27 protein-coding genes are annotated in these 26651 nt (G+C 37.5%); 12 read left to right on the top strand and 15 right to left on the bottom strand.

Features of this window, described 5'->3' with window-relative positions; genetic code table 11:
- Window positions 1–228 precede the first annotated feature (228 nt).
- The 9 genes from fbp to H0S70_RS13635 all read left to right on the top strand — a co-directional run bounded on the left by fbp (window position 229) and on the right by H0S70_RS13635 (window position 9715).
- A complete protein-coding gene (gene fbp / locus H0S70_RS13675) occupies window positions 229–1230 on the top strand; it encodes a class 1 fructose-bisphosphatase (RefSeq protein WP_188321192.1) in 1002 nt (333 codons plus the stop codon).
- 9 nt (window positions 1231–1239) lie between these two features.
- A complete protein-coding gene (gene menC / locus H0S70_RS13670) occupies window positions 1240–2247 on the top strand; it encodes an o-succinylbenzoate synthase (protein WP_188321191.1) in 1008 nt (335 codons plus the stop codon).
- Between the two features lie 105 nt (window positions 2248–2352).
- Complete coding sequence (locus tag H0S70_RS13665; protein ID WP_188321190.1) at window positions 2353–4026, top strand: glutamine--tRNA ligase/YqeY domain fusion protein; 1674 nt, start codon at window positions 2353–2355, stop codon at window positions 4024–4026.
- Window positions 4027–4132: 106 nt separating this feature from the next.
- Complete coding sequence (locus tag H0S70_RS13660) at window positions 4133–5305, top strand: thioredoxin fold domain-containing protein (protein WP_188321189.1); 1173 nt, start codon at window positions 4133–4135, stop codon at window positions 5303–5305.
- Window positions 5306–5312: 7 nt separating this feature from the next.
- Complete coding sequence (locus H0S70_RS13655) at window positions 5313–5942, top strand: DUF3575 domain-containing protein (RefSeq protein ID WP_188321188.1); 630 nt, start codon at window positions 5313–5315, stop codon at window positions 5940–5942.
- Window positions 5942–6145, top strand: a complete 204-nt coding sequence (locus H0S70_RS13650; RefSeq protein WP_188321187.1) for a hypothetical protein — start codon at window positions 5942–5944, stop codon at window positions 6143–6145. The genes H0S70_RS13655 and H0S70_RS13650 overlap by 1 nt, the downstream gene beginning before the upstream one ends.
- 100 nt (window positions 6146–6245) lie before the next feature.
- Window positions 6246–7241, top strand: a complete 996-nt coding sequence (gene dusB, locus H0S70_RS13645) for a tRNA dihydrouridine synthase DusB (RefSeq protein WP_188321186.1) — start codon at window positions 6246–6248, stop codon at window positions 7239–7241.
- A 200-nt stretch (window positions 7242–7441) separates the two neighbouring features.
- Window positions 7442–8347: an ABC transporter ATP-binding protein gene (locus H0S70_RS13640; protein ID WP_188321185.1), complete on the top strand. Its 906-nt coding sequence runs from the start codon at window positions 7442–7444 to the stop codon at window positions 8345–8347.
- Between the two features lie 51 nt (window positions 8348–8398).
- Window positions 8399–9715 (top strand): ABC transporter permease, encoded by a 1317-nt coding sequence (locus H0S70_RS13635; RefSeq protein WP_188321184.1) that lies wholly within the window; start codon window positions 8399–8401, stop codon window positions 9713–9715.
- Between the two features lie 76 nt (window positions 9716–9791).
- Here H0S70_RS13635 and H0S70_RS13630 read toward each other — a convergent pair whose 3' ends face one another.
- From H0S70_RS13630 to H0S70_RS13585, 10 genes are all read right to left on the bottom strand, one after another.
- On the bottom strand, window positions 9792–10463 hold the full coding sequence (locus tag H0S70_RS13630; protein WP_123248628.1) for a porin family protein: 672 nt from the start codon (window positions 10461–10463) through the stop codon (window positions 9792–9794).
- A gap of 93 nt (window positions 10464–10556) precedes the next feature.
- The gene (gene sucD / locus H0S70_RS13625) at window positions 10557–11429 is read right to left on the bottom strand and encodes a succinate--CoA ligase subunit alpha (RefSeq protein ID WP_188321183.1); all 873 of its coding nucleotides are present in this window, start codon (window positions 11427–11429) and stop codon (window positions 10557–10559) included.
- Between the two features lie 28 nt (window positions 11430–11457).
- Window positions 11458–11835, bottom strand: coding sequence for a hypothetical protein (locus H0S70_RS13620; protein ID WP_188321182.1), 378 nt, complete (start codon window positions 11833–11835; stop codon window positions 11458–11460).
- Between the two features lie 9 nt (window positions 11836–11844).
- Entirely contained in the window at window positions 11845–12063 is a 219-nt protein-coding gene (locus H0S70_RS13615; protein WP_123248630.1) for a hypothetical protein, read from the bottom strand.
- 50 nt (window positions 12064–12113) lie between these two features.
- Window positions 12114–13019, bottom strand: a complete 906-nt coding sequence (locus H0S70_RS13610; RefSeq protein ID WP_188321181.1) for a UDP-3-O-(3-hydroxymyristoyl)glucosamine N-acyltransferase — start codon at window positions 13017–13019, stop codon at window positions 12114–12116.
- A gap of 75 nt (window positions 13020–13094) precedes the next feature.
- A complete protein-coding gene (efp, locus tag H0S70_RS13605) occupies window positions 13095–13658 on the bottom strand; it encodes an elongation factor P (protein WP_031501421.1) in 564 nt (187 codons plus the stop codon).
- Window positions 13659–13692: 34 nt separating this feature from the next.
- Complete coding sequence (gene lpxA, locus H0S70_RS13600; protein ID WP_188321180.1) at window positions 13693–14481, bottom strand: acyl-ACP--UDP-N-acetylglucosamine O-acyltransferase; 789 nt, start codon at window positions 14479–14481, stop codon at window positions 13693–13695.
- A complete protein-coding gene (locus H0S70_RS13595) occupies window positions 14482–15879 on the bottom strand; it encodes a bifunctional UDP-3-O-[3-hydroxymyristoyl] N-acetylglucosamine deacetylase/3-hydroxyacyl-ACP dehydratase (RefSeq protein ID WP_088264000.1) in 1398 nt (465 codons plus the stop codon). It lies immediately after the preceding gene.
- Window positions 15872–16903, bottom strand: coding sequence for a UDP-3-O-(3-hydroxymyristoyl)glucosamine N-acyltransferase (gene lpxD, locus H0S70_RS13590; protein ID WP_188321179.1), 1032 nt, complete (start codon window positions 16901–16903; stop codon window positions 15872–15874). Before lpxD ends, H0S70_RS13595 begins: the two co-directional genes overlap by 8 nt.
- Before the next feature lie 160 nt (window positions 16904–17063).
- On the bottom strand, window positions 17064–18278 hold the full coding sequence (locus H0S70_RS13585; RefSeq protein ID WP_188321178.1) for an HD domain-containing protein: 1215 nt from the start codon (window positions 18276–18278) through the stop codon (window positions 17064–17066).
- Window positions 18279–18490: 212 nt separating this feature from the next.
- Between H0S70_RS13585 and porX the strand changes: the two genes are divergently transcribed.
- From porX to H0S70_RS13570, 3 genes are all read left to right on the top strand, one after another.
- Complete coding sequence (gene porX, locus H0S70_RS13580; RefSeq protein WP_188321177.1) at window positions 18491–20032, top strand: T9SS response regulator signal transducer PorX; 1542 nt, start codon at window positions 18491–18493, stop codon at window positions 20030–20032.
- Between the two features lie 137 nt (window positions 20033–20169).
- Window positions 20170–20934 carry an exodeoxyribonuclease III gene (locus H0S70_RS13575; protein ID WP_188321176.1) on the top strand — a complete coding sequence of 255 codons (765 nt, stop codon included), beginning with the start codon at window positions 20170–20172 and terminating at the stop codon, window positions 20932–20934.
- A gap of 241 nt (window positions 20935–21175) precedes the next feature.
- Window positions 21176–21865, top strand: a complete 690-nt coding sequence (locus H0S70_RS13570; RefSeq protein ID WP_188321175.1) for a YciE/YciF ferroxidase family protein — start codon at window positions 21176–21178, stop codon at window positions 21863–21865.
- Between the two features lie 61 nt (window positions 21866–21926).
- On the opposite strand, the gene H0S70_RS13565 is transcribed toward H0S70_RS13570, so the two are convergent.
- From H0S70_RS13565 to rfbB, 5 genes are all read right to left on the bottom strand, one after another.
- Window positions 21927–22298 (bottom strand): septal ring lytic transglycosylase RlpA family protein, encoded by a 372-nt coding sequence (locus H0S70_RS13565; RefSeq protein WP_031501418.1) that lies wholly within the window; start codon window positions 22296–22298, stop codon window positions 21927–21929.
- 524 nt (window positions 22299–22822) lie between these two features.
- A complete protein-coding gene (gene rimO / locus H0S70_RS13560; protein ID WP_188321174.1) occupies window positions 22823–24124 on the bottom strand; it encodes a 30S ribosomal protein S12 methylthiotransferase RimO in 1302 nt (433 codons plus the stop codon).
- A gap of 114 nt (window positions 24125–24238) precedes the next feature.
- Window positions 24239–25096, bottom strand: coding sequence for a glucose-1-phosphate thymidylyltransferase RfbA (rfbA, locus tag H0S70_RS13555; protein ID WP_188321173.1), 858 nt, complete (start codon window positions 25094–25096; stop codon window positions 24239–24241).
- Between the two features lie 52 nt (window positions 25097–25148).
- A complete protein-coding gene (locus H0S70_RS13550; protein ID WP_228406758.1) occupies window positions 25149–25532 on the bottom strand; it encodes a GxxExxY protein in 384 nt (127 codons plus the stop codon).
- A 14-nt stretch (window positions 25533–25546) separates the two neighbouring features.
- The gene (gene rfbB, locus H0S70_RS13545; RefSeq protein ID WP_188321172.1) at window positions 25547–26638 is read right to left on the bottom strand and encodes a dTDP-glucose 4,6-dehydratase; all 1092 of its coding nucleotides are present in this window, start codon (window positions 26636–26638) and stop codon (window positions 25547–25549) included.
- Window positions 26639–26651 lie beyond the last annotated feature (13 nt).

Raw genomic sequence — 26651 nt, 5'->3', positions numbered from 1 at the left:
ACACTTCAATAAATCATATTAACCAAAAATTAATATTCATCAAAAATATTAATTTAACGCGAGATAAAAAAACTCGCATCTATTAATAAGATTCACTTTTCCCGAAAACAGCCTTGTTTGGCATTAAAAAAATAGAAAAGAAAGCAAAAATCAACTTTTTTAAAACAAATAAAAGAGATTTAATTGAAAGAAAATTCCGAAATTTGTAAAAATGCAAAAAACCAAATCATGTCAGAACAAAATTTTCAAACCCTTGGTGAATTTATAATCGATAAACAGGAAGATTTTCAGTATTCAACTGGTGAACTTTCACGACTTTTGAGCGCGATTCGACTCGCCTCGAAAGTAGTAAACCGCGAAGTAAACAAAGCCGGAATTGCCAATATTATCGGCAAAGCGGGGAACGAAAACATCCAGGGAGAAGAACAACAGAAATTAGATGTTTTGGCCAACGATATCTTTATCGAAGCGCTTTCTCAGCGGGAAGTAGTCTGCGGAATTGCCTCCGAAGAAAGTGATGATTTTATTGAAATTCGCGCCAGTTCAAATGCTCATTTAAGCAAATATGTGGTATTGATTGATCCACTCGACGGATCTTCAAACATTGATGTGAATGTATCCGTTGGAACTATTTTTTCAATTTACAGAAGGGTTACAGAACCTGGAACACCGGTTACATTGGAAGATTTTTTACAAAAAGGAGTCAACCAAATCGCAGCTGGTTATGTGGTTTATGGCTCCTCAACGATGATTGTTTACACGACCGGAAATGGCGTGAACGGCTTCACTTTGGATCCAAGTTTGGGAACGTATTACCTTTCGCATCCGAATATGAAATTTTCAGAAACCGGAAAAATCTATTCTATCAACGAAGGAAACTACATAAAATTTCCGCAAGGGGTGAAAAATTATATTAAATACTGCCAACGTGAAGAAGGCGATCGTCCCTACACTTCGCGCTACATCGGAAGTTTGGTTTCCGATTTTCACCGAAATATGATTAAAGGCGGAATTTATATTTATCCATCCACTTCGCAATCGCCGAACGGAAAACTTCGGTTGTTATACGAATGCAATCCGATGGCGTTTTTGGCGGAACAAGCCGGCGGAAAATGCAGCGATGGTTTCAGAAGAATCTTGGAAATTCAGCCGACCGAATTGCACCAAAGAGTTCCGTTTTTCTGCGGAAGCATTAAAATGGTAGAAAAAGCAGAAGAATTCATGAAATAAGCACAATAAATGACCGCAGAATATCATCAATATATCCTTAATTTCAAGCGCCCGGGAGGAACTTCCCGCGGCGTTTTGCATACCAAAGAAACATATTTTTTGAAAATCTCAGAAAATAATCGTACTGGAATCGGAGAATGTGCCGTTTTCAGAGGATTAAGCTATGATGATGTTCCGGAATATGAAGAAAAACTCCGCTGGCTTTGTGAAAACATCAATGAAAACGCTGATTTTATAAAAAAAGAAATGCTCCATTTTCCATCGATTTGGTTCGGTTATGAGCAAGCAATTCTCAACCTTAAAAACGGAGAAGAAATTTATTTCCCAAGCGATTTTACCGCCGGAAAATCTTACATTAAGATCAACGGATTGATTTGGATGGGCGATGCAGATTTCATGCAGGAGCAAATTGAAGAGAAACTAAAAAATGGTTTCAACTGCATTAAATTGAAAATCGGAGTCGACTGGAAATCCGAGAAGAAAATTCTCACTCAACTTCGCGAAAAGTTCCCCAAAAATGCGTTGGAATTACGTGTAGATGCTAATGGCGGTTTTGACTTTGAGGAAGCAAAAATCATTTTACAAGAATTGGCAGATCTGGAAATTCATTCGATCGAACAACCGATAAAAGCAGGAAATTTAGATCAAATGGAAATGCTTTGCAAAACCACTCCAACGCCGATTGCTTTGGACGAAGAATTAATCGGAATTCTTGATTTTGATGCTAAAAAAGAACTTTTAGAAAAAATAAAACCGCAATACATCATCCTGAAACCTTCATTAATAGGAGGATTTTCAGGTTCAGACGAATGGATTTCTTTAGCAGAAAGTAAACAAATCGGTTGGTGGATCACTTCCGCATTGGAAAGCAATATCGGTTTGAACGCCATCGCACAATATACTTTCAGTAAAGACCCAAAAATCCCACAAGGATTAGGAACCGGCGGACTATTCACCAACAATATTCCAGCTCCGCTTTTATTAAATGGTGATCAACTTTTTATGAGAAAATCCTAAAAAGGGATCATTTTTTAGATTTATTTTAAAGTTCAGAAATCAGGAACTCATTTAGTATTTATCTTTTGCGAAGAATCCGTAAATTTGCCGATACAAGAATAGACAATGGAAGAAGAAAAAAAATCCCTCAATTTTATTGAGCAAATTATAGAAGACGATTTAGCTAATGGTTTTCCGAAAGACCAATTGCGTTTCCGTTTCCCGCCAGAACCAAACGGTTATCTACACGTAGGTCATACCAAAGCGATCTGCATTAATTTTGGTTTGGGCGAAAAATACGGTGCTCCGGTTAATTTGCGTTTTGATGATACCAACCCTGAAAAAGAAGAGCAAGAATTTGTAGATTCCATAAAAAAGGATGTGGAATGGCTCGGTTTCAAATACGACAAAGAGCTTTATGCATCGGATTATTTTGAGCAACTTTATATTTGGGCAGTCCAGATGATCAAAAACGGGAAAGCTTACGTAGATGAACAATCTTCAGAGGAAATCACCGCGCAAAGAAAAAACCCTTTCGAAGATGGCATCGAATCTCCTTACAGAAACCGTCCGATGGAAGAATCTTTGGATCTTTTTGAAAGAATGAAAAACGGCGAATTCGAAGAAGGAAGCATGTCTTTAAGAGCAAAAATCGATATGACTTCTCCCAATATGAACATGCGCGATCCTGTGATGTACCGAATTCTGAAAAGACCTCACCACAGAACAGGCGATAAATGGAAAATCTACCCGATGTACGATTGGGCACATGGAGAATCCGACTATATCGAACAAATTTCGCACTCTTTATGTTCGCTGGAATTCGAAAACCACCGCCCACTTTACGATTGGTACTTGGATCAGGTTTACCAAGAACCTAAAGTGAGAAACAAGCAAAGAGAATTTGCCCGAATGAATGTTTCTTACATGATCACTTCCAAAAGAAAGTTACAACGTCTGGTGGCCGAAAATGTGGTGACAGGATGGGATGATCCGCGAATGCCTACAATTTCAGGGATGAGAAGATTAGGATTTACTCCAAAATCCATTCGTAATTTCATTGATAGAGTTGGCGTTGCGAAAAGAGAAAACCTTATTGATATTCAATTACTTGAATTCTTCGTCAGAGAAGATTTAAATAAAGTTTCAACACGAGTGATGGCGGTGGTTGATCCTGTGAAACTGGTGATAGAAAATTATCCTGAAAACGCTGAAGAATGGTTGGAAACCGAAAACAACCCTGAAGATGAAAACTCAGGATCTCGCGAAATCCCTTTCTCGAGAGAATTATACATTGAAAGAGAAGATTTCAAGGAAGAAGCCGGAAACAAATTTTTCCGTTTGAAACTGGGTGGCGAAGTCCGTTTGAAATCAGCGTACATCATCAAAGCAGAACGTATTGAAAAAGATGAAAATGGCGAAATCACGACCATTTATGCAACTTATGATCCGAAAAGCAAATCCGGAAGTGGCACCGAGGAAAGTTTAAGAAAAGTAAAAGGAACACTTCACTGGGTTTCTGCTAACCATGCTTTACCGGTAGAAGTAAGAATTTACGACAGACTTTTCACCACTCCGCAACCGGATGCTGAAAAAGAAACCGATTTCATGGAATTCATCAATCCTGAAAGTTTAAAAATAGTGCAAGGATTTGCTGAACCAAGCTTGAAAAACGCGGAAGTAGGTAAACCTTATCAGTTCCAAAGAATTGGCTACTTCACCAAAGATCCCGATTCTACGGACGAAAAACTGGTTTTCAACAGAACCGTAACGCTGAAAGACGGCTATAAACCTGAATAATTTACAAAACCCCTTCCTCAACCGGAGGGGTTATATATTATGAATATTATTAAAAGTTTTTTCCCGTTATATATTATATTTATATTCGCATCACATTTTTAAATTCATGAAAAAATTATTTTCACTGTTTATACTGTTTATTTCACTATCCGTATTTTCTCAGGAAAGCATTAATTTCGAAAAAGGCACCTTCAAAGAAATTCTGGCAAAAGCAAAAAAAGAAAAAAAGCTTGTGTTTATGGATGCTTTTGCTTCTTGGTGTGGACCTTGTAAAATGATGGAAAAAAATATTTTTCCGCTACCTGCGGTTTCAGAATATTATAACGCCAATTTCATCAATGCAAGATTCGATATGGAGAAAGGTGAAGGCCGGGAAATTGCCATGAAATATGGAGTTCGCTCCTATCCTACTTTTCTTTTCCTGAATGGTGATGGCGAAGTAGTGCTGAAAAATTATGGGTACATGGGCGAACAGGATTTTCTTACCATCGCAAAAGAAGCGAACCAACCGAAATACCGAACCTCTTCCAACAAAGAATTATTCGAAAAAGGCGAAAGTAATCCGGAGTTTTTACTCAATATGATGAGTTTGTACGCGCAAAGCGATTACGAATTGGCTAAAAAAGCCTCTGAAAGATACTTCAAAGCGAAAAGCAATCAACCTTTGACTAAAGATGAACTGGGAATGTTGTTGTATTTCATTAAATCTCCAAGCGATCCGAATTATCAAATTTTCGTTGCGAAAAAGCCGGAAATCATCAAATTGATGTCGGAAGATATTTACAATCAATTTGATACGAACATCAAAATTACCAAGATTCTTGAAAATGCTTTGGATCAAAAAACTGGTACGATCAATGATGATGAATTTTTCAAAAATGCAATTCCATTAGTTGGAAAAACCGAAGCTGAAATAGCTTTAAACCGAATGAAAGTGATTATTTATCCCAATTCAGGAAAATTTGCGGAATACGAAAAAGCGGCTCTATCTTATTATCAGAACGCTGAAAATTTTGAAAGTGAAGAACTTCTAAAAGCTGCTTGGATTTTCAGTGAGTTCATCACCACGCCTTCTTCTTTGAAAAAAGCGGAAGAATGGGCTGAAAAATCGGTTATGAAATCTGAAACCGCTGAAAACACTTTTATTTTAGCAAAAATTTATTCGAAAACAGGTAAAAAAGATCAAGCAAAAACGTATGCTGAAATTTCTAAAAATCTCGCTAAAGCTCAAGGAAAAGACGATAAACTCGCTACCCAACTTTTAGAATCTTTAAAATAAATTTACTTTGAAAAAACTCTTATTGGCAATCGCAGTTTCTTTTGCAGCGCTTTCTACTGCTCAATCACAAGATTCTATCGTATCCAAAAAAATGTATGTGAAAGCCAATGCGCTTTTCCTTCCTGTCGGTATGTTGAATGCTGGTGTTGAGTATCAATTGAACAAAAAATGGACGCTTCAAGGGGATGTTTTCATCTCCCCGTGGAAATCTTTTGCGGGAAAATACGCACAAGTTTACATGCTAGGTTTCGACGGAAGATATTATTTTAATGAAGCTTTTAAACATTGGTATGTTGGTGCAAACATCTCTTTTTCTCGCTTTATTGTTCAAAAATACAATTATTGGAACGACAATGATTACCAATACACGCCGGAATCACCAGTTTACAAAACTTCCGATTTGTACCAAAACGGTTTTTCATTCCTTATTGGAGCTACTGTAGGTTATCAGTTTGAATTGGCCAAAAACTGGAATATGGATTTGTATGTCGGCGGTGGTTCTATACAAAGTTATTACAAAGGTTATCATAAAGAATTGGGCGTTCGATACGATACGGATCCAACCCGAGAATATAATCAAAGCGGCGAATGGCTTCCGTACAGAGGTGGAATAATGATTTCATACAGAATAAAATAATGGACATAAAAAGTAAAAAATTCATGGTGGTTGGCGTAATCACCTTTCTCATTCTCTTTCTGATGAATTATCTCGGAAATGATATGCCCGACCGATTAGAGCGTGCTTTGATGACTGCTGTAGCCGGAGTAATCGGCTTAACGATCGGTATGTGGTTTGTCCATAAAAATTCAAAAGACGATACCCACCATGATTTTGATTAAAGATTCCAGTATCTAAAATATGAAACAGATCGCTTAGATCTGTTTTTTTGTCAGCGCAATACGGTTTCCGGTTTCCATTCAAAAAAATTATCTTTGCACCATGATAAAAATCGGAAACATAGAACTACCGGAATTTCCACTTCTTCTTGCTCCTATGGAAGACGTTTCGGATCCTCCTTTTCGCAGACTTTGCAAAATGCATGGCGCCGATATGATGTATTCGGAGTTTATTTCCTCCGAAGGATTAATTCGGGATGCTATGAAAAGCCGCAAAAAACTTGATATTTTCGATTATGAAAGACCGGTGGGAATCCAGATTTTTGGTGGCGACGAAGAGGCGATGGCAATGTCAGCGAAAATCGTAGAAACGGTAAACCCAGATTTAGTCGATATCAACTTTGGCTGTCCTGTGAAAAAAGTAGTATGTAAAGGAGCCGGAGCAGGCGTTTTAAAGGATATTGATTTAATGGTTCGCCTCACAAAAGCGGTCGTAAGTTCCACGCATTTACCGGTTACCGTTAAAACCCGTTTAGGTTGGGATACCGAAACGATAAACATCATGGAGGTAGCTGAAAGATTGCAAGATACCGGAATTAAAGCACTTACCATTCACGCCAGAACACGATCCCAAATGTATAAAGGGGAAGCTGATTGGAATTATATTTCTAAAGTAAAAAATAACCCAAATATCGAAATTCCAATTTTCGGAAACGGCGATGTAGATTCTCCCGAAAAAGCCCTTGAATACAAACAAAAATACGATTGCGACGGCATCATGATCGGTCGTGGAGCCATCGGCTACCCTTGGATTTTTAATGAAATCAAACATTTTTTTCAAACCGGAGAGAAATTACCGGAACCTACAATTACCGACCGATTATTAGCAGTTCGCCAACACGCAGAATGGAGCATGGAATGGAAAGGCGAAAGACTCGGACTCATCGAAATGCGCCAACATTACAGCAATTATTTCCGTGGAATTCCGCATTTTAAAGATTTCAGAAGAAAATTCCTAGAAGTTTTCACTTTAGAAGAAATGGATCAGGTCATTGCCGAAGCTGCTGATTTTTATAGAGAACATCAATTTTCAAATTAATTTTTCTCAGATTCCGTAGGAATCAAATCTGTGTAGCTTAATAAAATCCATTTAATATAAAGCGTTCAGTAGGAACGCTATTTTTTTTACATATTACCTACCTCAAAAAGGACATCCATTAAAGCTTATCTGAATTTTCTGCCAAAATTCCGTAACTTTCCGAAGTATTTTTATACTAATTCTTTCAAATAATCATCTTCATGCTGAAAGCAGAAAACGTCACCAAAACCTATAATGCCGGTAAAAAACTGGCACTCGACAACTTCTCAATTGATGTTCCCGAAGCCAGCATTTATGGACTTTTAGGTCCCAATGGTGCGGGAAAAACCACCTTCATCCGAATCATCAATCAAATTACTCAAGCCGATTCGGGAGAGGTTTTCATCAATCAACAAAAACTCAATCCGGAGCACATCAAACAGATCGGTTACATGCCCGAAGAACGCGGTTTGTACAAAAATATGTCGGTTGGTGACCAGATTTTATACTTCGGAGAGCTAAAAGGAATGAACAAAAATGATGCTTTGAGCCAGGCGAAATATTGGTTCGAGCAACTGGAAATCGATCAGTGGTGGAAGAAAAAACTCAGCGAACTTTCCAAAGGAATGGCACAGAAAATACAATTTGTAGTGACGGTTTTGCACCGCCCGAAATTGCTTATTTTGGATGAACCTTTTTCCGGTTTTGATCCGGTAAACGCAAACTTAATCAAAGATCAAATCCTGAATTTGAAAAACAACGGCACCACCATTATCCTTTCTACGCACCGAATGGAAAGTGTGGAAGAAATGTGCGATTATGTAGCATTAATCAACCAATCGAAAAAAGTGCTGGACGGAAAAGTTTTTGATGTGCGAGAAAAATTCAAGAAGAATATCTTTGGAATTACCCTATCAGACGTAGATTCCGAGAAATTTGAAAACTTTAAAAAAGAATTCCACATCAACGAATTCAATACCCAAAACCAACTCGTTTCTTTCGAATTGAAAAATGATAACGACCAACATTTGTTGCTGAATGAACTGATGAAAATAGGAAAAATCCGTTCGTTTGATGAAAAAATTCCGAGCATGAATGAGGTTTTCATCAATGCAGTCGCGAAATAAACCTCAGCGTTTTCAACAAAAAATCATCCCGATTAAAACAGAAAAAATTCCATGAAAAATATATTTTTAATCACCAAAAGAGAATATCTCACGCAAGTGAAGAAAAAATCTTTTATCATTCTCACGCTTCTTGCACCGATTTTAATGATTGGTTTCGGAGCTTTAATTGCGTTTATGTTCAAGGCAAATGAAAGTTCCAGCACCTTCAATGTAGTCGATAAAAGCGGACTTTTCGTGGGTAATCTGAAGAGCGACAACACCATAAAATACGTTTTTGTTCCCAAGGAAAATGAACGCGCGCTCACTTCTACTTTAAAAGAAATGACAGGCATTGAAGGACTTCTGATCATTCCGGAACTGAAAAACGACAATTTCGACGAGCTCGAGAAAAATACCAAATTACTTATCAATAAAAAAATCGGTTTCGATACCAAATCAAGTGTTTCTGCGGATCTTTCTAAAGTCCTTAAAAAAGAAAAAATAAAAACCCTTGGCCTCTCGGAAGATCAACTGGTAAGCCTGGATAAAAATTTCGATTTGAATACGGAAAATGTGGTGGACAACAACAAAGCGGATTCTGGCCTGGATTTCGGTGTGAAATCGGGCCTTAGCATGGTTCTGATGTATGCCGTATTTATGTTCATTATCATTTACGGTGTTCGGGTGATGCGTAGCGTTTTGGAGGAAAAAAACAACCGCGTCGTTGAAATCATCATTTCTTCGGTAAAACCATTTGAGTTGATGATGGGAAAAATTTTGGGGGTTACTTTGGTTGCGCTCACCCAATTTGCAATTTGGATTACGATGTCGGTTTTGGGAGCCATCTTCCTGAACACGGGCTTTCAGGCGATGCAAAAACAAATTCCCGGCGGGGAACAATCTTCCGAAATGCTTCAAAAATTCGACATCACTGAAACTGCGACAAAGGTTTCTCATATCCTGTTAGACATGAATTTTCCGTTGATTATCTTCGTTTTTATCGTTTTTTTCTTGTTGGGATATATTTTTTACAGCTCAATGTATGCAGCCATTGGATCTGCAGTAGATAACGAAACTGAAACCCAACAATTCACCCTTTTTGCGATTATTCCGCTTACTTTGGGAATGTACGGCAGCTTCACGATTATGAATAATCCGGAAGGTCCGCTTGGTTTTTGGTTGTCGATGATTCCATTTACCTCACCTGTTGCGATGATTGCGAGAATTCCATTCGGTGTTCCGGCTTGGCAAATTGCACTTTCCATGGCATTGCTGATTGTTTCTACCTTATTAATGATTTTCGTGGCGGCAAAAATTTATCGCGTTGGAATTTTAATGTATGGAAATAAAGCGAGCGCAAAAGAGCTTTGGAAATGGATCAGAAGTTAAATTGAATTCAGATTTAAAATAAAGATAAATCCCATCAATAAAATTTGATGGGATTTTGTATTTAATGAATGAAAATCTATTGGAAAATGTAACTTAAACCTACGCTAAAAACTTGTTCCGATTTCTTTTTAGCCGTATTTGGATCGGCGTTCAGTTCGCCCATTAAACCTTTGTAGGTGTTACTGAGACCGAGATCATAGCGTGCGGTAACTTCCAACATTCTTTTGTAAGAAAACCCAATTCCTAAACCGATGGCAAGATTAAAACTAGAAGCCTTTCCGTTCAGGTCTGGATATTCTTCCAATTGTTCCGGAACGTAAAATGGTTTTCCGGGATCACTCACTTTTTGGCTGACGAGGAAATTGAATTTCGGTCCCGCCAATGCAAAAAACTCAGATTCCGCTTCGGAAAAATATCCTTTAAAGTAAATCGGAACGCTGATGTAATTGTTGGCATAAATCGCATTGTAGCCGGTTGCGCCTTTCGCATCTTTGTCTTTACCCGATTCTCCGGCTCCCAAATATTCTACTTCCGTTTGGATATAAAATTGGTCATTATTATCGACCGGAATTAAAGCTAATGCACCTCCGTAAAACGAGTATCGAGGTCCTGAAGGATTATGGGCATTGCTTACTCGGGATATGGTAGCACCTCCGGTAAGTCCGAATCTTGTACTTCTGAAATCGATTTGTGCAGATAATAAACTGGTCGCAAAAAGTGCTGCAGCAGCGAATAATTTAATTTTCATAAAAAGTGTTTATAAAGCAAAGATAAAAAAATATCAGCCAAAAAAAACGTTTCACAATTTTGCGAAACGTTTTTTATTTTCCTTAAGATAATCTTATCCTAAAACTTTAGCAACAGTAGCACCAATTTCTGCTGGAGAATCTACCACGTTGATTCCGTTTTCTCTCATGATTTCCATTTTCGCTTGTGCGGTATCTTCGGCTCCACCTACGATTGCACCTGCGTGACCCATTGTTCTTCCTTTTGGAGCAGTTTGTCCTGCGATGAAACCAACAACCGGTTTTTTAGAACCGCTTTCTTTGTACCATCTTGCAGCTTCAGCTTCTAGTGAACCACCGATTTCACCGATCATTACTACAGCGTCAGTTTCTGGATCGTTGATGAACAATTCCAAAGCTTCTTTGGTTGTAGTTCCGATAATTGGGTCACCACCGATTCCGATTGCGGTAGAAACACCGTAACCTGCTCTTACTACCTGATCAGCAGCTTCGTAAGTTAACGTTCCTGATTTTGAAACGATCCCTACTCTTCCTTTTTTGAAAACAAAACCTGGCATAATACCAATTTTAGCTTCGTCGGAAGTGATGATTCCTGGGCAGTTTGGCCCGATCAATCGGCAATCTCTGTCAGCAATATAAGATTTTACTTTTACCATATCTGCTACCGGAATACCTTCAGTAATACAAACGATTACTTTAATACCAGCTTCTGCAGCTTCCATAATCGCATCAGCAGCAAATGCCGGCGGAACGAAGATGATCGATACATTAGCACCCGCTTTTTCTACTGTTTCAGCAACGGTATTGAACACTGGTTTTCCTAAATGCTCGGTTCCACCTTTTCCAGGAGTTACTCCACCTACAACGTTGGTTCCGTATTCAATCATTTGACTTGCATGGAAAGTTCCTTCGTTTCCGGTAAATCCTTGTACGATTACTTTTGAATCTTTGTTTACTAATACTGACATTTTATATTCTTTTTTTAAATTTATTAAACTATTTTCTTGATTTAAGAGATTCGTATTTCTCTAATAATAACTCCATTACAGTATCCACATTATTTTCAGCTTGTCGCAAAGAGCTGGTTTTTGCTTCTTGAAAGAAACTTTGCATTTCGGGTTCGTCACTGAAAAATTCAATTAATTTTTTCTTTGGCAAACCGGTAAAATAGGCAACTCCAATTCCTTTTTTGGCAACTTTATTAAATAAAAAATCGGCGGCTCCTTCTCCACCCGGTCCGGAAGCATAATAATCTCTGAACCATTCTATCGTATTTCCATTAAATAATCTTTCCTGCAAGGTTTTCTTATTTTCGGAGCGGTTAAGGAAATATCTTTTTTTTCGTACAAAATCTACAAATGAAAGTTCCTTCACATTAGAAGCCTACATTTTAGACTTCTTTCCGCTTTCATCAACAATATTTATTTTTTCGTTTAAACTTGATCCATAGATAAGCGTTGGGTCTATCATATTGACCGTCACTCTTATTTTTACATCCAATGTATCGTTAGCTTGGGTAATAATTTGGGCATCAATCACCTTCTTTTGCGAAAAGCAAAAAGAGATCAAAAACAGCAAGATACCTGATAAAATTTTTTTCATATTTAATAGATAAGCAAATTTAGTGTTTTAAGAGATTTTATCGGTTATCTTTACTTAAGATTTTTCAATATCACTTCTTTTCTTAAATACTCCCTGAATTCTTCCGCCAATTGCCCGAAATAGGTTTTGCCACCTTCCAAATCCTTGTTAACGCCGGTTTTCCCTAAAAGAACTGCTCCTTTTCCTACTCGGTTTCCTGAGGCCATGCCTACCTGTCCCCAAACCGTTACTTCATCTTCAATAATACAACATCCAGCAATTCCAGTTTGTGAAGCTATCAAACATCTTTTTCCAATAATTGTATCGTGGCCGATTTGTATTAAATTATCTAAAATAGAACCTTCGCCAATGATGGTTGAGTCGGTAACTCCGCGATCGATGGTACAATTGTTCCCGATTTCTACATTGTTTTCGATAACAACATTTCCCACAGAGATCAAACGATCGAAATTTCCGTTGAGTTTTCTGTAATAGAAAGCATCGCCACCCAAAACAGTACCACTTTGGATGATTACATTGTCGCCGATCACAGTTCTATCTCCAATCACCACATTCGGAAAAATATGGCAATTTTTACCAATTTTCACCTCATTTCCGATGACAACAGAAGAGTGCACAAATGTTCCCTCTCCCATTTCTAGGTCATGAAGTTCCTCGGTGAAATTATAAATTCGCGTAAAATGAGTATTGATTTTATTAAAATCCCTGAAAGGATCTTCTGAAATCAACAAAGCTTTTCCTTCAGGACAAGCGACTTCTTTATCGATAAGGATGATGGTGGCATCAGAATTCAGGGCTTTGTCGTAATATTTTGGATGATTCACAAAAACGATTTCGCCGTTTTTGACCATGTGAATTTCGTTGGTTCCCAAAACCGGAAAATCTGCTTCACCAATCATTTTGGCTCCGATAATTTCAGCAATGGATTGGAGGGTCTGTGGTTTTTTGAAAGTCATTTTTTTTGATGGAAGTTGAATAATGGAGGAAAGCCGGATGAAACAATCCTCCTTTTTATCAATACATTATTAGGATTATTTTACTCTTTCCAAGTAGGTTCCGTCTTCGGTATTAACCTTAATTTTATCGCCAGCTTCGATGAAAAGCGGAACCATCACTCTAGCTCCGGTTTCTACGATTGCATTTTTCAAGGCATTGGTTGCGGTATTTCCTTTAACACCCGGATCAGCTTCGATTACATCTAAATACACTGTCGGTGGAATTTCAGCGGAAAGAGGAGTTTCATCAATATCTTTCAAGATAATGGTAACCTCTTCACCAGCTTTCATGAATTGAGCATTTTCAATCATGTTTTTATCAAGATATAATTGGCTGAAATCATCATTATTCATAAAGTGGAAACCGTTTTCATCATCATATAAATATTGGAATTTTCTGGTAATCACCTTTACTTCATCAATTTTATGTCCTGCAGAAAAGGTATTGTCTAATACTTTACCATTAGTCACGGATTTCATTTTCGTTCTTACGAAAGCTGGACCTTTTCCTGGTTTTACGTGAAGAAACTCGATAATTTTGAAGATATCGTTGTTGTACTCAATACACATTCCTTTTTTGATATCGTTGCTTGTTGCCATTTAATTAATTTGAATATATTTATTATTTAATTTTTTATTCTTTTCCGGTGCCGTATCCTTTTACAATACCACGCGGAGAGTTTTTAATAAATTCTAAAATCTCGTCGCGTTCAGCGGTAGGAAGCATTTCTTTTTCGATAAAACTTGATGCTTGAGAAACATTCATCTTCATTTGGAAAATTGCCCGGTAAATTTTTTGGATTTCGAATATTTTTTCGTTGGTAAAACCTCTTCTCCTTAATCCTACGGAATTAATTCCTGCATAAGTCATCGGTTCTCTTGCTACTTTCACGTAAGGTGGAATATCTTTTCTTACCAAAGTCCCTCCGGAAATCATCACATGTTTGCCAATTTTTCCGAACTGGTGCACCGCGGAAAGTCCTCCCATTACGGTAAAATCACCGATTTCTACATGTCCTGCGATTCCGCAACCGTTCACGATAATAACCCCGTTTCCGATAACGCAATCGTGTGCAACATGCGAGGTTGCCATAATGAGGCAGTCGTTACCAATTTTCGTATAACCTAAAGCTTTGGTACCACGGTTAATAGTAACTGATTCGCGAATAGTTGTACCATCTCCGATAATCACCTGGGTATCTTCACCATCAAACTTTAAATCCTGAGGTATTGCTGAGATTACAGTACCAGGGAAAATACGACAGTTTTTACCAATTCTGGCTCCATCCATGATGGTCACATTCGGGCCAATCCAAGTTCCTTCACCAATTTCCACATCACCTGCGATCGTGGTAAAAGGTTCTACAATAACGTTTTTCTTAATTTTTGCGCGCTTATCTACGGCAGCTAATTGATGTACCATCTACTCCGTTTTATTTTTTGCAACTTGCGCCATCAGTTCTGCTTCTACAACTACACTGTCGCCAACATATCCATAACCTTGCATGTGCACAATTCCCCTTCTGATCGGGGTGATGAGTTCTATCTTGAAAATCATGGTATCACCCGGAACTACTTTTTTCTTAAACTTTACTTTATCCATTTTGATAAAATAAGTAGAATAATTTTCCGGATCCGGTACACTTGCCAAAACCAAAATCCCGCCGGTTTGAGCCAAAGCTTCTACCTGCAAAACACCAGGCATTACAGGTTCTTTTGGAAAATGCCCCACAAAAAACGGCTCGTTCATGGTAACATTTTTGAGTCCTACGACATGCGAATCTGAAAGTTCGAGAATCTTATCGATGAGCAAAAATGGTGGACGGTGCGGCATCAATCTCATGATTCCGTTGATATCGAAAACTGGTTCTTTATTGATATCGATATCCGGAACGTTTTTCTTTTTCTGAAGTTTCCACTGACGGTTGAGCTTCTTGGCAAACTGAGTATTTACGAAATGCCCCGGCTTGTTGGCAATCACTTTTCCTTTAATCTTTACCCCTACCAAAGCTAAATCACCGATAACATCAAGCAACTTATGACGCGCGGCTTCATTGGGATAATTTAAAGTCAGATTATCTAAAATACCATTCGGGCGGATGGAAACATCATCTTTTCCGAAAGCTTTTTTGAGTTTATCGGCCGTGTCGGCAGTTAATTCTTTATCTACATACACGATCGCGTTTGAAATATCTCCACCTTTGATTAAACCAGCATCCAGAAGCATTTCGAGCTCATGCAAAAAACTGAAAGTTCGTGCTGATGAGATTTCTTCTTTAAACTCCGAAATATCTTTTAAAGTAGCATTCTGAGTTCCTAAAACTTTCGTTCCGAAATCCACCATAGTGGTTATCTCGTACGTATCAGATGGAATAATGGTAATTTCGGATCCTGTAGCAGCATCGGAATAACTCAAAACCTCTTTTACAACTAAATACTCACGATCAATATTCTGCTCTACAATTCCCGCTTTCTCGATAGCTTCTACGAAAAATTTCGAAGATCCGTCTAAAATAGGTGGTTCAGCACTATTCATCTCTAGAATCGCATTGTCGATATCACAACCTACTAAAGCAGCAAGCAGATGCTCGCAAGTATGAATTCTTACGCCGAGTTTCTCCAAAGTTGTTCCTCTTTCGGTGGTAGTAACATAATTTACATCGGCTTCCACTTGTGGATGTCCTTCCAAATCGGTACGGACAAATATAAATCCCGTATTTTCTTTTGCAGGTTTAAGAGTAAGAACAACTTCTCTTCCGGTATGAAGTCCGATCCCTGAAAGAGAAACTTCTTCTTTTAAAGTCTTTTGTTTATCACTCATTAGTTTTTTCTTTTGAGTTGTTTTCTAAGTTATTTATGCGTTTTACAATCTCGGTTAAATTTCGGAAATGAACATAATTTCTTCTATATTCACCGGCATTGATGGCAGGTGAACCATACAAGATTTCACCATCTTTAGTATTGGAATTCACTCCACTTTGGGCCTGAATTTTCACCTGATTTCCGATGTTAATATGCCCCACGATTCCAACCTGACCACCAATTTGATTCCAGTCGCCAATTACGGTAGAGCCAGCAATTCCTGCTTGTGCGGCAATCACATTATTCTCACCAATTTTTACGTTGTGAGCGATTTGAATTAAATTATCAATTTTGGTTCCTTTACCAATCACGGTAGATCCAATGGTTCCTCGATCGATACTACAGTTAGAGCCAATCTCCACGTTATCTTCCAAAACTACATTCCCGAGTTGTGGTATTTTTTGATAACCATCTTTGGTAGGTTGAAAACCAAATCCGTCCGAACCGACTACGGTATTAGAGTGAACAACACAGTTGTCACCAATTACACAATAATCGTAAACACGAACACCACTGTACAAAATACAGTTTTTTCCGATTTTTACATTTTTTCCGATATAAACATGAGGATAAATCTGACTTCCGTCGCCTATTTTCACTTTTTCAGAAACACAAGTAAAAGCCCCTACATACACATTTTCACCTACCACAGAGGTTTCGTGAAATACTGCACCTTGTTCAATACCTGTTTTGCGACCTTGCATATCATTATAAAGATTCATCAAAACCTGAAAAGAAAGATAAGCATCTTCCACAGCGATGATGGTAACAGGGTAAGAGTCTTTGGTTAATAATTTTTCTGAAACAATGAGAACAGCGCATTTCGTGTTGTCGATATAATGAGCAAACCTTTCTTGGGCAATGAAAGACAGGTGATTTTGCTCACCACTTTCTATTGGCGAAACCCCTCTGATGATGGTGTTTTCGTCGCCAATAATCTTGCCGTTGATAAAAGCTGCAATCTGCGATGCTGTAAATTCCATATCTTGCAAAGATAAGAAATTATGAATTACGCAACACTTTTTTGAAAATTTTGATATATAAAAAGGTCAAAAAATATTGAGGACAATATGAGCATTACGTTATTAAATAGGAATAAAAAAATTGTTGTCACTTACAACTACTTTACTTCCAAAGTTTCTTCTACAATATTTCCCTCGGAAAAGAAAGAATATACTTCGTATTTGGCTGATTGATGTAGGTTGAGAGAATTTGGTTTTCCGAATTTTCAAGGGTGATTTTTTCGCCATTTTTCAATAATAAATAAATCGGTTGTTTTTCGGCATTGTACGGCAACAAATTTCTGGAAATCTGATCTACAAGCTGATCTCCATTGTCAATCCTAAAGACAATATTGGTTTTCTCGATTTTTTCATTAATAAATTCAGGATCAAATGGTTTTGAGGAAATTTTCGTTTTCAGAAAATCCCTTTGAATGACGCATTTGCAAAGATAAGACAACACAAAATCTTCATTTTTGCACCAGAATTTCATTGCCTGAATTACATCATTGTCATCCAACTCCGTAAATCGTCGGATATCTTCATCGGAAGCGGTTTCGAAATGGTTTCGGGTTAAAAAATATTTTAAATTTTCAGAAGCTGGCAAATCTTTACCTTCAGAAATTAAGAATTTTGCGCGATCCAATATCTTCACCAAAAGATGCTCTGCTAAAGCCGAAGTTTTGTGATAATAAACTTGCCAATACATAAACATTCGCGCCGTGAGGAAATTCTCAATCGAATAAATTCCCTTCGCATCAATCACCAATTCCTCATCCGAAACATTCATCATCGAAATAATTCGTTGTGTATTCACATTTCCTTCGGAAACTCCGGTGTAGAAGCTGTCGCGCTTCAAATAATCCAGACGATCGACATCCAGTTGCGAAGAAATCAACTGGTTGAAAAATTTGCGATGGTACTTTCCCTGAAACATTTCCATTGCCATCGATAGCTCACCACCAAATTCTTCATTCATTTTATTCATCAGCAATAGCGAGAGTTTTTCGTGATGCCAATCATCCATCAACATATTTTCTAACGCATGAGAAAACGGACCATGACCGACATCGTGAAGCAAAATCGCCAACATCGCCGATTTTTCTTCTTCTTTGGAAATCTCAACACCTTTTAATTTCAAAGTTTCCAGAGCTGTAAACATCAAATGCATCGCTCCTAAAGCGTGATGAAACCTGGTATGCGTAGCTCCGGGAAAGATGAGATTCAACAACCCGGTTTGGGAAATACGTCGCAAACGCTGAAAATATCGATGCTCGATGACATCAAACAAAATTTCATGGGGAATTTTGATGAAGCCGTGAACGGGATCGTTGATGATTTTGAATTTGTTGGTCATGAACTAAAATTGATGATTGTTGACAAAAATAAGGATTTCTAAGTTCAATAATCCGCTCCATTCATTATTTTTTCGTGAATTCATCTATTAAAATTAACGCAACTTTAACGTGTGTTTAAAATAAAATTGGCAATGTTTGGTTGTATTTTTGGACACAACAATCGCGGTTCAAATATCTTGAAACTGCATCTTTTAAAATTTAAATATAGTATATGGCAAAATTGATATGGATTGATGATGAGGTAGATTTACTAAAACCACATATCGTGTTTTTGGAAAACAAAGGTTACGAAGTGAAACCCGTAAACAACGTGAATGAAGCGCTGGAAATGATCGAAAAAGAAAATTTTCAATTGGCGTTGCTCGATGAAAATATGCCCGGAATTTCCGGTTTGGAAGCAATCCCAATGATTAAAAACATAGATTCCACCATTAAAATCGTAATGGTAACCAAAAATGAGGAAGAGCGAATCATGGAACAAGCGATTGGCTCCCAAATCGCCGATTATATCCTGAAACCGGTAAATCCGAACCAGGTTTTATTGTCTTTAAAGAAAAATCTTCAGGAAGAAACTTTGGTGGAACAACAAACCATTCAGGAATATCAGCAAGAATTCCGCAACCTTTCGATGGAACTTTCTTACCTGAAAACGTATCAGGAATGGGCGGAATATTACAAGAAAATCCTCAATTGGGAAATTAAATTCGATAAAGTTTTCGACAGTGAATTTTCAGATTTGTTGCAATCTCAAAAAGAAGAAGCAAACATTCAGTTCTCCAAATTCATTGAAAACAATTATGAAGACTGGCTTCATACGAACGAGAAACCAATGATGAGTCACACGCTTTTCAAAGAAAAAGTGAAAAGTGAGGTTGAAAAGGATAAAGTTTTGCTCCTCATGGTCGATAATTTGCGTTACGATCAATGGAAAGTCATCGAACCATTATTCACAAAGTTTTACAACAAAACGTCTGAAGATTACTATTTCAGTATACTTCCGACCGCAACGCAATATGCGAGAAACTCTTTCTTCGCCGGACTTTTACCTTCAGAAATCGAAAAAAGATTTCCACAATATTGGTTTAATGACAATGAAGAAGGCAATAAAAATGAGCACGAAAGAGATTTTCTGGAAGATCAAATGAAACGCCTCGGATTATCCGGAAAATCGATGAAATACCTAAAAATTTTAAATGCTGATTTCGAGAAAAAAGTATTGGAAGATTTCAACCAACATAAAAACAATGATCTCCTGGTAATTGTTTACAACTTTATCGACATTCTTTCCCATGCGAAAACCGATAATGTGATCGTGAATCAATTGATTCGCGACGATAAAACATTCCGATCACTCACATACAATTGGTTTGAGAATTCCTCTTTATTAAAAATCATCAAACAAGCTGCTGATAATGGTTTCAAATTGGTCATCACCACCGATCACGGAACGATCTATGTAAAAAAACCAAGCAAAGTAGTCGGCGACCGAGAAACTTCAACCAATATCCGATACAAAACCGGTAGAAGTTTAACTTACGAAAACAGCGATGTTTGGGCAATTTCAAATCCCGAAAAACTGTTTTTACCAAAAGGAAATCTAAGTTCAAAATATATTTTCGCCAAAAACAACATCTTTTTGGCTTATCCGAAAAACTATAATCATTTCGTGAATTATTACAAAGAAACCTACCAACACGGCGGAATCTCTTTGGAAGAAGTGATTATCCCGATCAGCATTATGGAGCCCAAATAGTTTTTTTTCATAGTTTATTTAAATTTGGGATCCAATTGGGCGGGAGAAACATACTGTTTTTTCCGCCTTTTTTGTGTGGGAGATTTCCGTAGAATCAAATTCGCTTTTGTAATTTTGGGAAAAATTAAAAATATTCAATGAGAGTTATTTCATACAATGTAAACGGAATTCGTGCTGCTTTTACCAAAGACTTCCTTGGCTGGCTGAAAATCGCCGATCCCGATGTGATTTGCATTCAGGAAAGCAAAGCGGGAAACGACCAAATCGACATCGAAAGTTTAGAGAAAATAGGATATAAAAGTTATTGGCATTCCGCGCAACGAAAAGGGTATTCCGGCGTAGGAATCGCTTCTAAAATTGAACCTCTACATGTAGAATATGGTTGTGGCATCGAACATTACGACAGTGAAGGAAGAGTAATAAGAGCAGATTTCGATGGGTTCTCGGTGATTTCCGTGTACGTGCCTTCCGCTTCCAATTCCGAAAGATTAGAATTCAAAATGCAGTTTTGTGAAGATTTCTTGGTTTACATCAATGCGTTAAGAAAAACCATTCCAAACCTTATTATTTGTGGGGATTTTAATATTTGTCATAAAGCCATCGACATTCATAACCCCGAAGGACTGAAAAATACTTCCGGATTTTTACCGATGGAAAGAGAATGGATGACCAAATTTATAGAGGAATGCGAACTGATAGACAGTTTCCGGTTCTTTAATGATCAGCCCGATAATTATTCCTGGTGGAGCTATCGACAAAATTCTCGAGAAAGAAATAAAGGTTGGCGTTTGGATTACCATTTTGTTTCCTATACGCTGAAAGAAAAGCTTTCTAGAGCGGTTATTTTAAAAGAAGCTGTTCATTCGGATCATTGTCCTGTTTTGGTGGAATTAGAATTTTAACCTCTTAATGGACATCGTTTGTGTCGACTAGGTCCTGAATGCGGAAACAAAAAAAGATTTAAAGGACATCTCAAAACCAATCCAAGAAATGAGGTTTACCTACTACAGCAACTCAACTTAAATGCACAGAAAGCTCCCAAACTTGGAAAGATCAGTACATCCGACTCAATCTTACTGGTATAGATTTTGATAAAACCAGAAAACCAATTCACAACATATTAATATTAAAAAATTAAAGATTATGGCAAAGACTACAACAAAAGCCGGCTCCTCCAAGTCAACGGCTGCTAAAAGTTCCGCTGCAAAATCCACTGCTGGAAAAACTTCTTCTAGAAAAGCATCTTCTACGAAAACAGCTGCAAGTACAAAAAAAAGTACCACTTCCAAAGCTACATCCGCAAAGACTTCTACCAAAGCAACCAATAAGGTAAAGCCTGCAAGTGATGCTGCTGAAAACTTAAGAGAATTCTTAATGGATGGTTTAAAAGATATTTATTGGGCTGAAAAAGCATTGGTAAAAAACCTTCCAAAGATGGCTAAAAACGCTACTTCAAAAAAACTTACTCAAGCTATCAATAAACATTTGGAAGAAACCCAGAATCATGTTACAAGGCTTGAGGATGTGTTCAAAGCGCTAGGCGAGAAAGCAAAAGCTGAAAAATGTGACGCGATGGACGGTTTACTGAAAGAGGCTGAAAGCATTTTAGAAGAAACAGAACCAGGAGCGGTTCGAGATGCCGCTATTATTGCTGCAGCGCAAAAGGTAGAACATTACGAAATTGCGTCTTACGGAACCTTAGCGACATACGCTAAACATCTGGACGAGCCTGAAGCAATGGAGCTACTTGTGGCCACGCTTAACGAAGAAAAAAACTGCGATTCTGATCTAACAGAACTCGCCGTATCAGAAATTAATTTAGATGCGAAATAGAAGTCTAAAATAAAAAGCCGTCCCAATTTTTGGGACGGCTTTTTGTTTTCCGTATGGAATCTTAATCGACAATTTCGTATTCAATTGGCATGGTTCCTTTAGCAGTATTGCCAATTGAATCGAACGCTGCTTTGGATAAATCCAACGCTCTGGAAGAGTGGAACGGACCGCGGTCGTTAATTCTCACTTCTACACTTTTCCCTGTTCTCAGATTCGTAACTTCAATTACGGTACCGAAAGGAAGCGTTCTATGCGCTGCGGTAAGTTTTCTGTTATTGAAAATCTCTCCGCTTGCTGTTTTCCTACCATTAAACTTATCGTGGTAGAACGATGCAAAACTTGTTTTGGCATCATTGGCATTAAACTTGTTGAAAGAATAAATACCAAGTGTTGAAATCATCATTATGATTACGAGAATCGCTCTTTTCATCATTTTGAATTATTTTTATTGGTTTTGACTCTGCAAATTTATCCCGAAAACATTTTTTGCAACAACGCAACTGTTAAATTCTGTTAACAAATTCTTAATTATATGTTAAGACACTGTGCTAATTCCCTATTCATGGGAAATAAGGAAGCTTGTTAAAAAGTGTTAAAAACATCCATAAAACGTTAACAAAATTAACTAATTACTGCATAGTTTCCCATCTACAAAACACACAAAACACTGATAATAAACCGGTTAATAAAATTGTAAATTTCGTTGAATGGTTAGAAAATCATTAAAAAGTAAAAAAAATTATTAAGAAATAAAAAGAAGAAAATTAAAGTGATTTTAGAATAAAAAACTGCCTCAATCCCTTTATTAATGAACGTTTCAGGAAAAAGCGATTTTTAGCATCAAGCCCTGAAATTTATTAATCAATGAAAATTTTAACGAAATTGAGAAGGCAAAATTCAGTGAAAATAAAAAAACCAATGAAATTCATTGGTTTTTTTGTTGCCTGTAAGATGAATTTAAACAAGTTCTCCGTACAAATCAAATTCTTCAGCGGAAGTAATCTTGATATTGGCAAACTCACCGATCGATAAATAAGTGTTTTCTGCAGAGACCAAAACGGTATTATCTACGTCCGGAGAATCGAACTCGGTTCTTCCGACAAAATAGTTTCCTTCCTTTCGATCGAAAATACATCGGAACGTTTTCCCTATTTTTTTCTGATTTTTCTCCCATGAAATCTGCGACTGCAGTTCCATAATCTCTTCTACTCTGGCTTCTTTCACTTCCTGCGGTACATCATCTTCCAAAACGTAGGCGGTTGTATTTTCTTCGTGCGAATAGGTAAAACAGCCCAATCGATCGAAACGTTGTGTGCGAACCCATTCTTTCATTTCGAGGAATTTTTCTTCTGTTTCGCCCGGAAAACCTACAATTAAAGTAGTTCTGATCGCCATATCCGGAACTTTCTCCCGAAACTTATCCAGCAAAGCATTGGTTTTCTCGTGGGTGGTTCCTCTTTTCATCGCCTTCAGAATATCAGAATTAATATGTTGCAAAGGAATATCAATATAGTTGCAAACTTTCGGCTCATTTTTAATGATTTCTAACACATCCTCCGGAAACCCTGATGGAAACGCATAATGCAGACGAATCCACTCGATTCCTTCCACTTTTACCAATCTTAAAAGTAAGTCACCTAAAGCTCTTTTTTTGTAAATATCAAGTCCGTAATAAGTTAAATCCTGTGCGATAAGAATAAGTTCCTTAACTCCTTTTTTAGCCAATTTCTCAGCTTCAATGACCAAATTTTCGATTGGTGTAGAAACATTTTTCCCTCTCATCAAAGGAATTGCGCAGAATGAACATGGTCGGTCGCAACCTTCTGCAATTTTTAAATAGGCATAATGTTTTGGTGTGGTCGTCATTCTTTCCCCAACCAATTCGTGCTTGTAATCCGCACCCAAATGCTTTAGCAACATGGGCAAGTCTCTGGTTCCGAAATATTGGTCTACGTCAGGAATTTCTCTTATCAAATCCGGTTTATATCTTTCCGAAAGACATCCGGTAACGAAAACCTTCTCTACCTCGCCTCGGTTTTTGGCATCGACATATTCCAAAATCGTGTTAATCGATTCTTCCTTAGCATTATCGATAAAACCGCAGGTATTGATTACGACGATGTCTCCTTTGTCCTCATGTACTACTTCTTTTCCGTTGGCTTCCAATTGCCCCATCAGGACTTCGGAGTCATAAACATTTTTGGAACAGCCGAGTGTGACGATATTGATTTTCTTTTTGCCGACGGATTTTGTACGCATGAATTGATATTTTAGTATAAAAAACTGATGAATATTACAGGGCGCAAATTTAGGAATAAAAAAAGACTTTAAGGTTTTGCTTAAAGTCTTTCTAAATATTTCATTTAAAATGGTTTATAAAATCCCTTTCAAATATTCACCATAACCACTTTTACCGTATTTCTTCGCAGATTCCAGAAGTTGCTCTTTATTAATGAACCCTTTTTTGAAAGCAATCTCTTCAATACAAGAAATTTTGAAACCTTGTCTTTTCTCCAAAACTTTCACAAATTCCGAAGCTTCATGTAAAGAATCGAAAGTTCCGGTGTCGAGCCAAGCGGTTCCGCGCGACATTACTCCTACTTCTAACTCGCCTTTTTCTAGATATACTTTATTCACATCCGTGATTTCCAATTCACCACGTGGTGATGGCTTCAGGTTTTTTGCGATTTCAACTACGGAATTATCATAAAAATACAAACCCGGAACCGCAAAATTGGATTTCGGCTCCTCCGGCTTTTCTTCGATGGAGATGGCTTTTAGGTTTTCATCAAATTCCACCACGCCATATCTTTCCGGATCGGAAACTTGGTAGGCAAACACACAGCCGCCTTTTACGTTGGTTTTACTTTCCAGCAATTTTGGCAATCCTGCGCCATAAAAAATATTATCACCCAAAACGAGCGCTACAGAATCGTCACCGATAAATTCTTCTCCCAAAATAAAAGCCTGCGCTAATCCGTCCGGACTGGGCTGTACTTTGTACTGAATGTTACATCCAATTGATGAACCGTCGCCCAAAAGTTTCATAAAACCTTCCTGATCATGTGGTGTTGTAATAATTAAGATATCTTTAATTCCCGCAAGTAATAATGTGGAAAGCGGATAATAAATCATCGGCTTGTCATACACCGGCATCAGCTGCTTGCTTACTGCAATCGTCAATGGATAAAGTCTGGTACCGGATCCGCCGGCTAAAATAATACCTTTCATTTTTAATATAAATTACACGAATTGTTTTCGAATTACACGAATTTCGCAGTGATTATAAATTAACTATTCTTTTATATTTTAAAGATTTCTCACCAAAGTTAATGAGTATTCCTAGCTTTTTATTAGTTGCTTTTAGATAATTTATGGTCTGTTTGGTGAAATTTTCATGTAAATATGAAACAGATTTAATCTCTAAAATAATATTGTCAAAGCAAAGAAAATCTGCTTTATATTTTTTCTCTAATTTATCCCCGTTGAAATACAAATCCAATTTTACTTCTCTTTGATAAGGAATGTTATTTTTGATAAATTCCTTTTCCAAAACCTCACAATAAACAGCTTCCAAAAAACCAATTCCCATAATGGAATGAATATTCATACAAATTCCGATAATTTTATAACTCTCTTCTTTATATAAAATCTTCTCTTCCATCATTCGAGAAATTCGTCTTAATTAGTAGAATCTGTATATTGCTCGTTATAGTAATCCTGATAGGAACCGCTGGTTACATTCTCCAGCCAGTCTTTGTTTTCGAGGAACCAGTCGATGGTTTTGGAGAGGCCCTGTTCGAAAGTAACGGATGGTTTCCATCCCAAGTCTTTGTTGAGTTTGGTAGCATCGATGGCATAACGCTTATCGTGGCCCGGACGGTCTTTCACATAAGTTATCAATTTTTCTGAGTAACCTGCTGGTTTACCTAGTTTTTCATCCATTTGTTTGATGAGTTCTTTTACCAAATCGATATTTTGCCACTCGTTGAAACCTCCAATATTGTAGGTTTCCCCGGTTTTTGCTTCAAAGAACAGTTGGTGAATCGCTTTCGCATGGTCGATAACGAAAAGCCAGTCTCTGGTATATTTTCCGTCACCGTAAATAGGAAGCGGTTTTTCATTAATAATATTCGAAATACAAAGCGGAATCAACTTTTCCGGAAAGTGATTGGGTCCGTAATTATTGGAGCAATTGGATACCATAAACGGCATTCCGTAAGTGTTTCCATAAGCGCGAACCAAATGATCGGAAGCGGCTTTACTTGCAGAATAAGGCGATTGTGGATCGTAAGCGGTAGTTTCTAAAAAGAAACCGGTTTCTCCTAAACTTCCGTAAACCTCATCGGTAGAAACATGGTAGAACAAATTCTCGCGCGGTCCGTCCGGGAAATTTCCGTGGGAATGATCGGGATTTAAGGTCCAAAATTCTTTACAAAGATTCAATAAATTGGCAGTACCTACAACATTGGTATTAATGAATGCATTAGGATCAGTGATACTTCTGTCCACGTGGCTTTCAGCGGCCAAATGAACAACAGCATCCGGATGATGCTTTTCGAATACTCTTCGAAGTTCATCGACTTTGGTGATGTCTGCTTTTTCAAAAACGTAGTTAGGTTCGTTTTCGATATCTTTTAAATTTTCAAGATTTCCGGCATAAGTTAAAGCATCTAGGTTGATGATTTTCTTATCCGGATTATTTTTAACAAATTCTCTTACGACGTGGGAACCGATAAATCCGGCGCCTCCGGTGATGATGATGTTTTTCATTTTTTTATGTTCG

Origin of the sequence: Chryseobacterium manosquense, from assembly GCF_014623485.1 — a bacterium.
Classification (GTDB): domain Bacteria; phylum Bacteroidota; class Bacteroidia; order Flavobacteriales; family Weeksellaceae; genus Kaistella; species Kaistella haifensis.
This window is presented reverse-complemented; position numbering and strand designations above follow the sequence as displayed.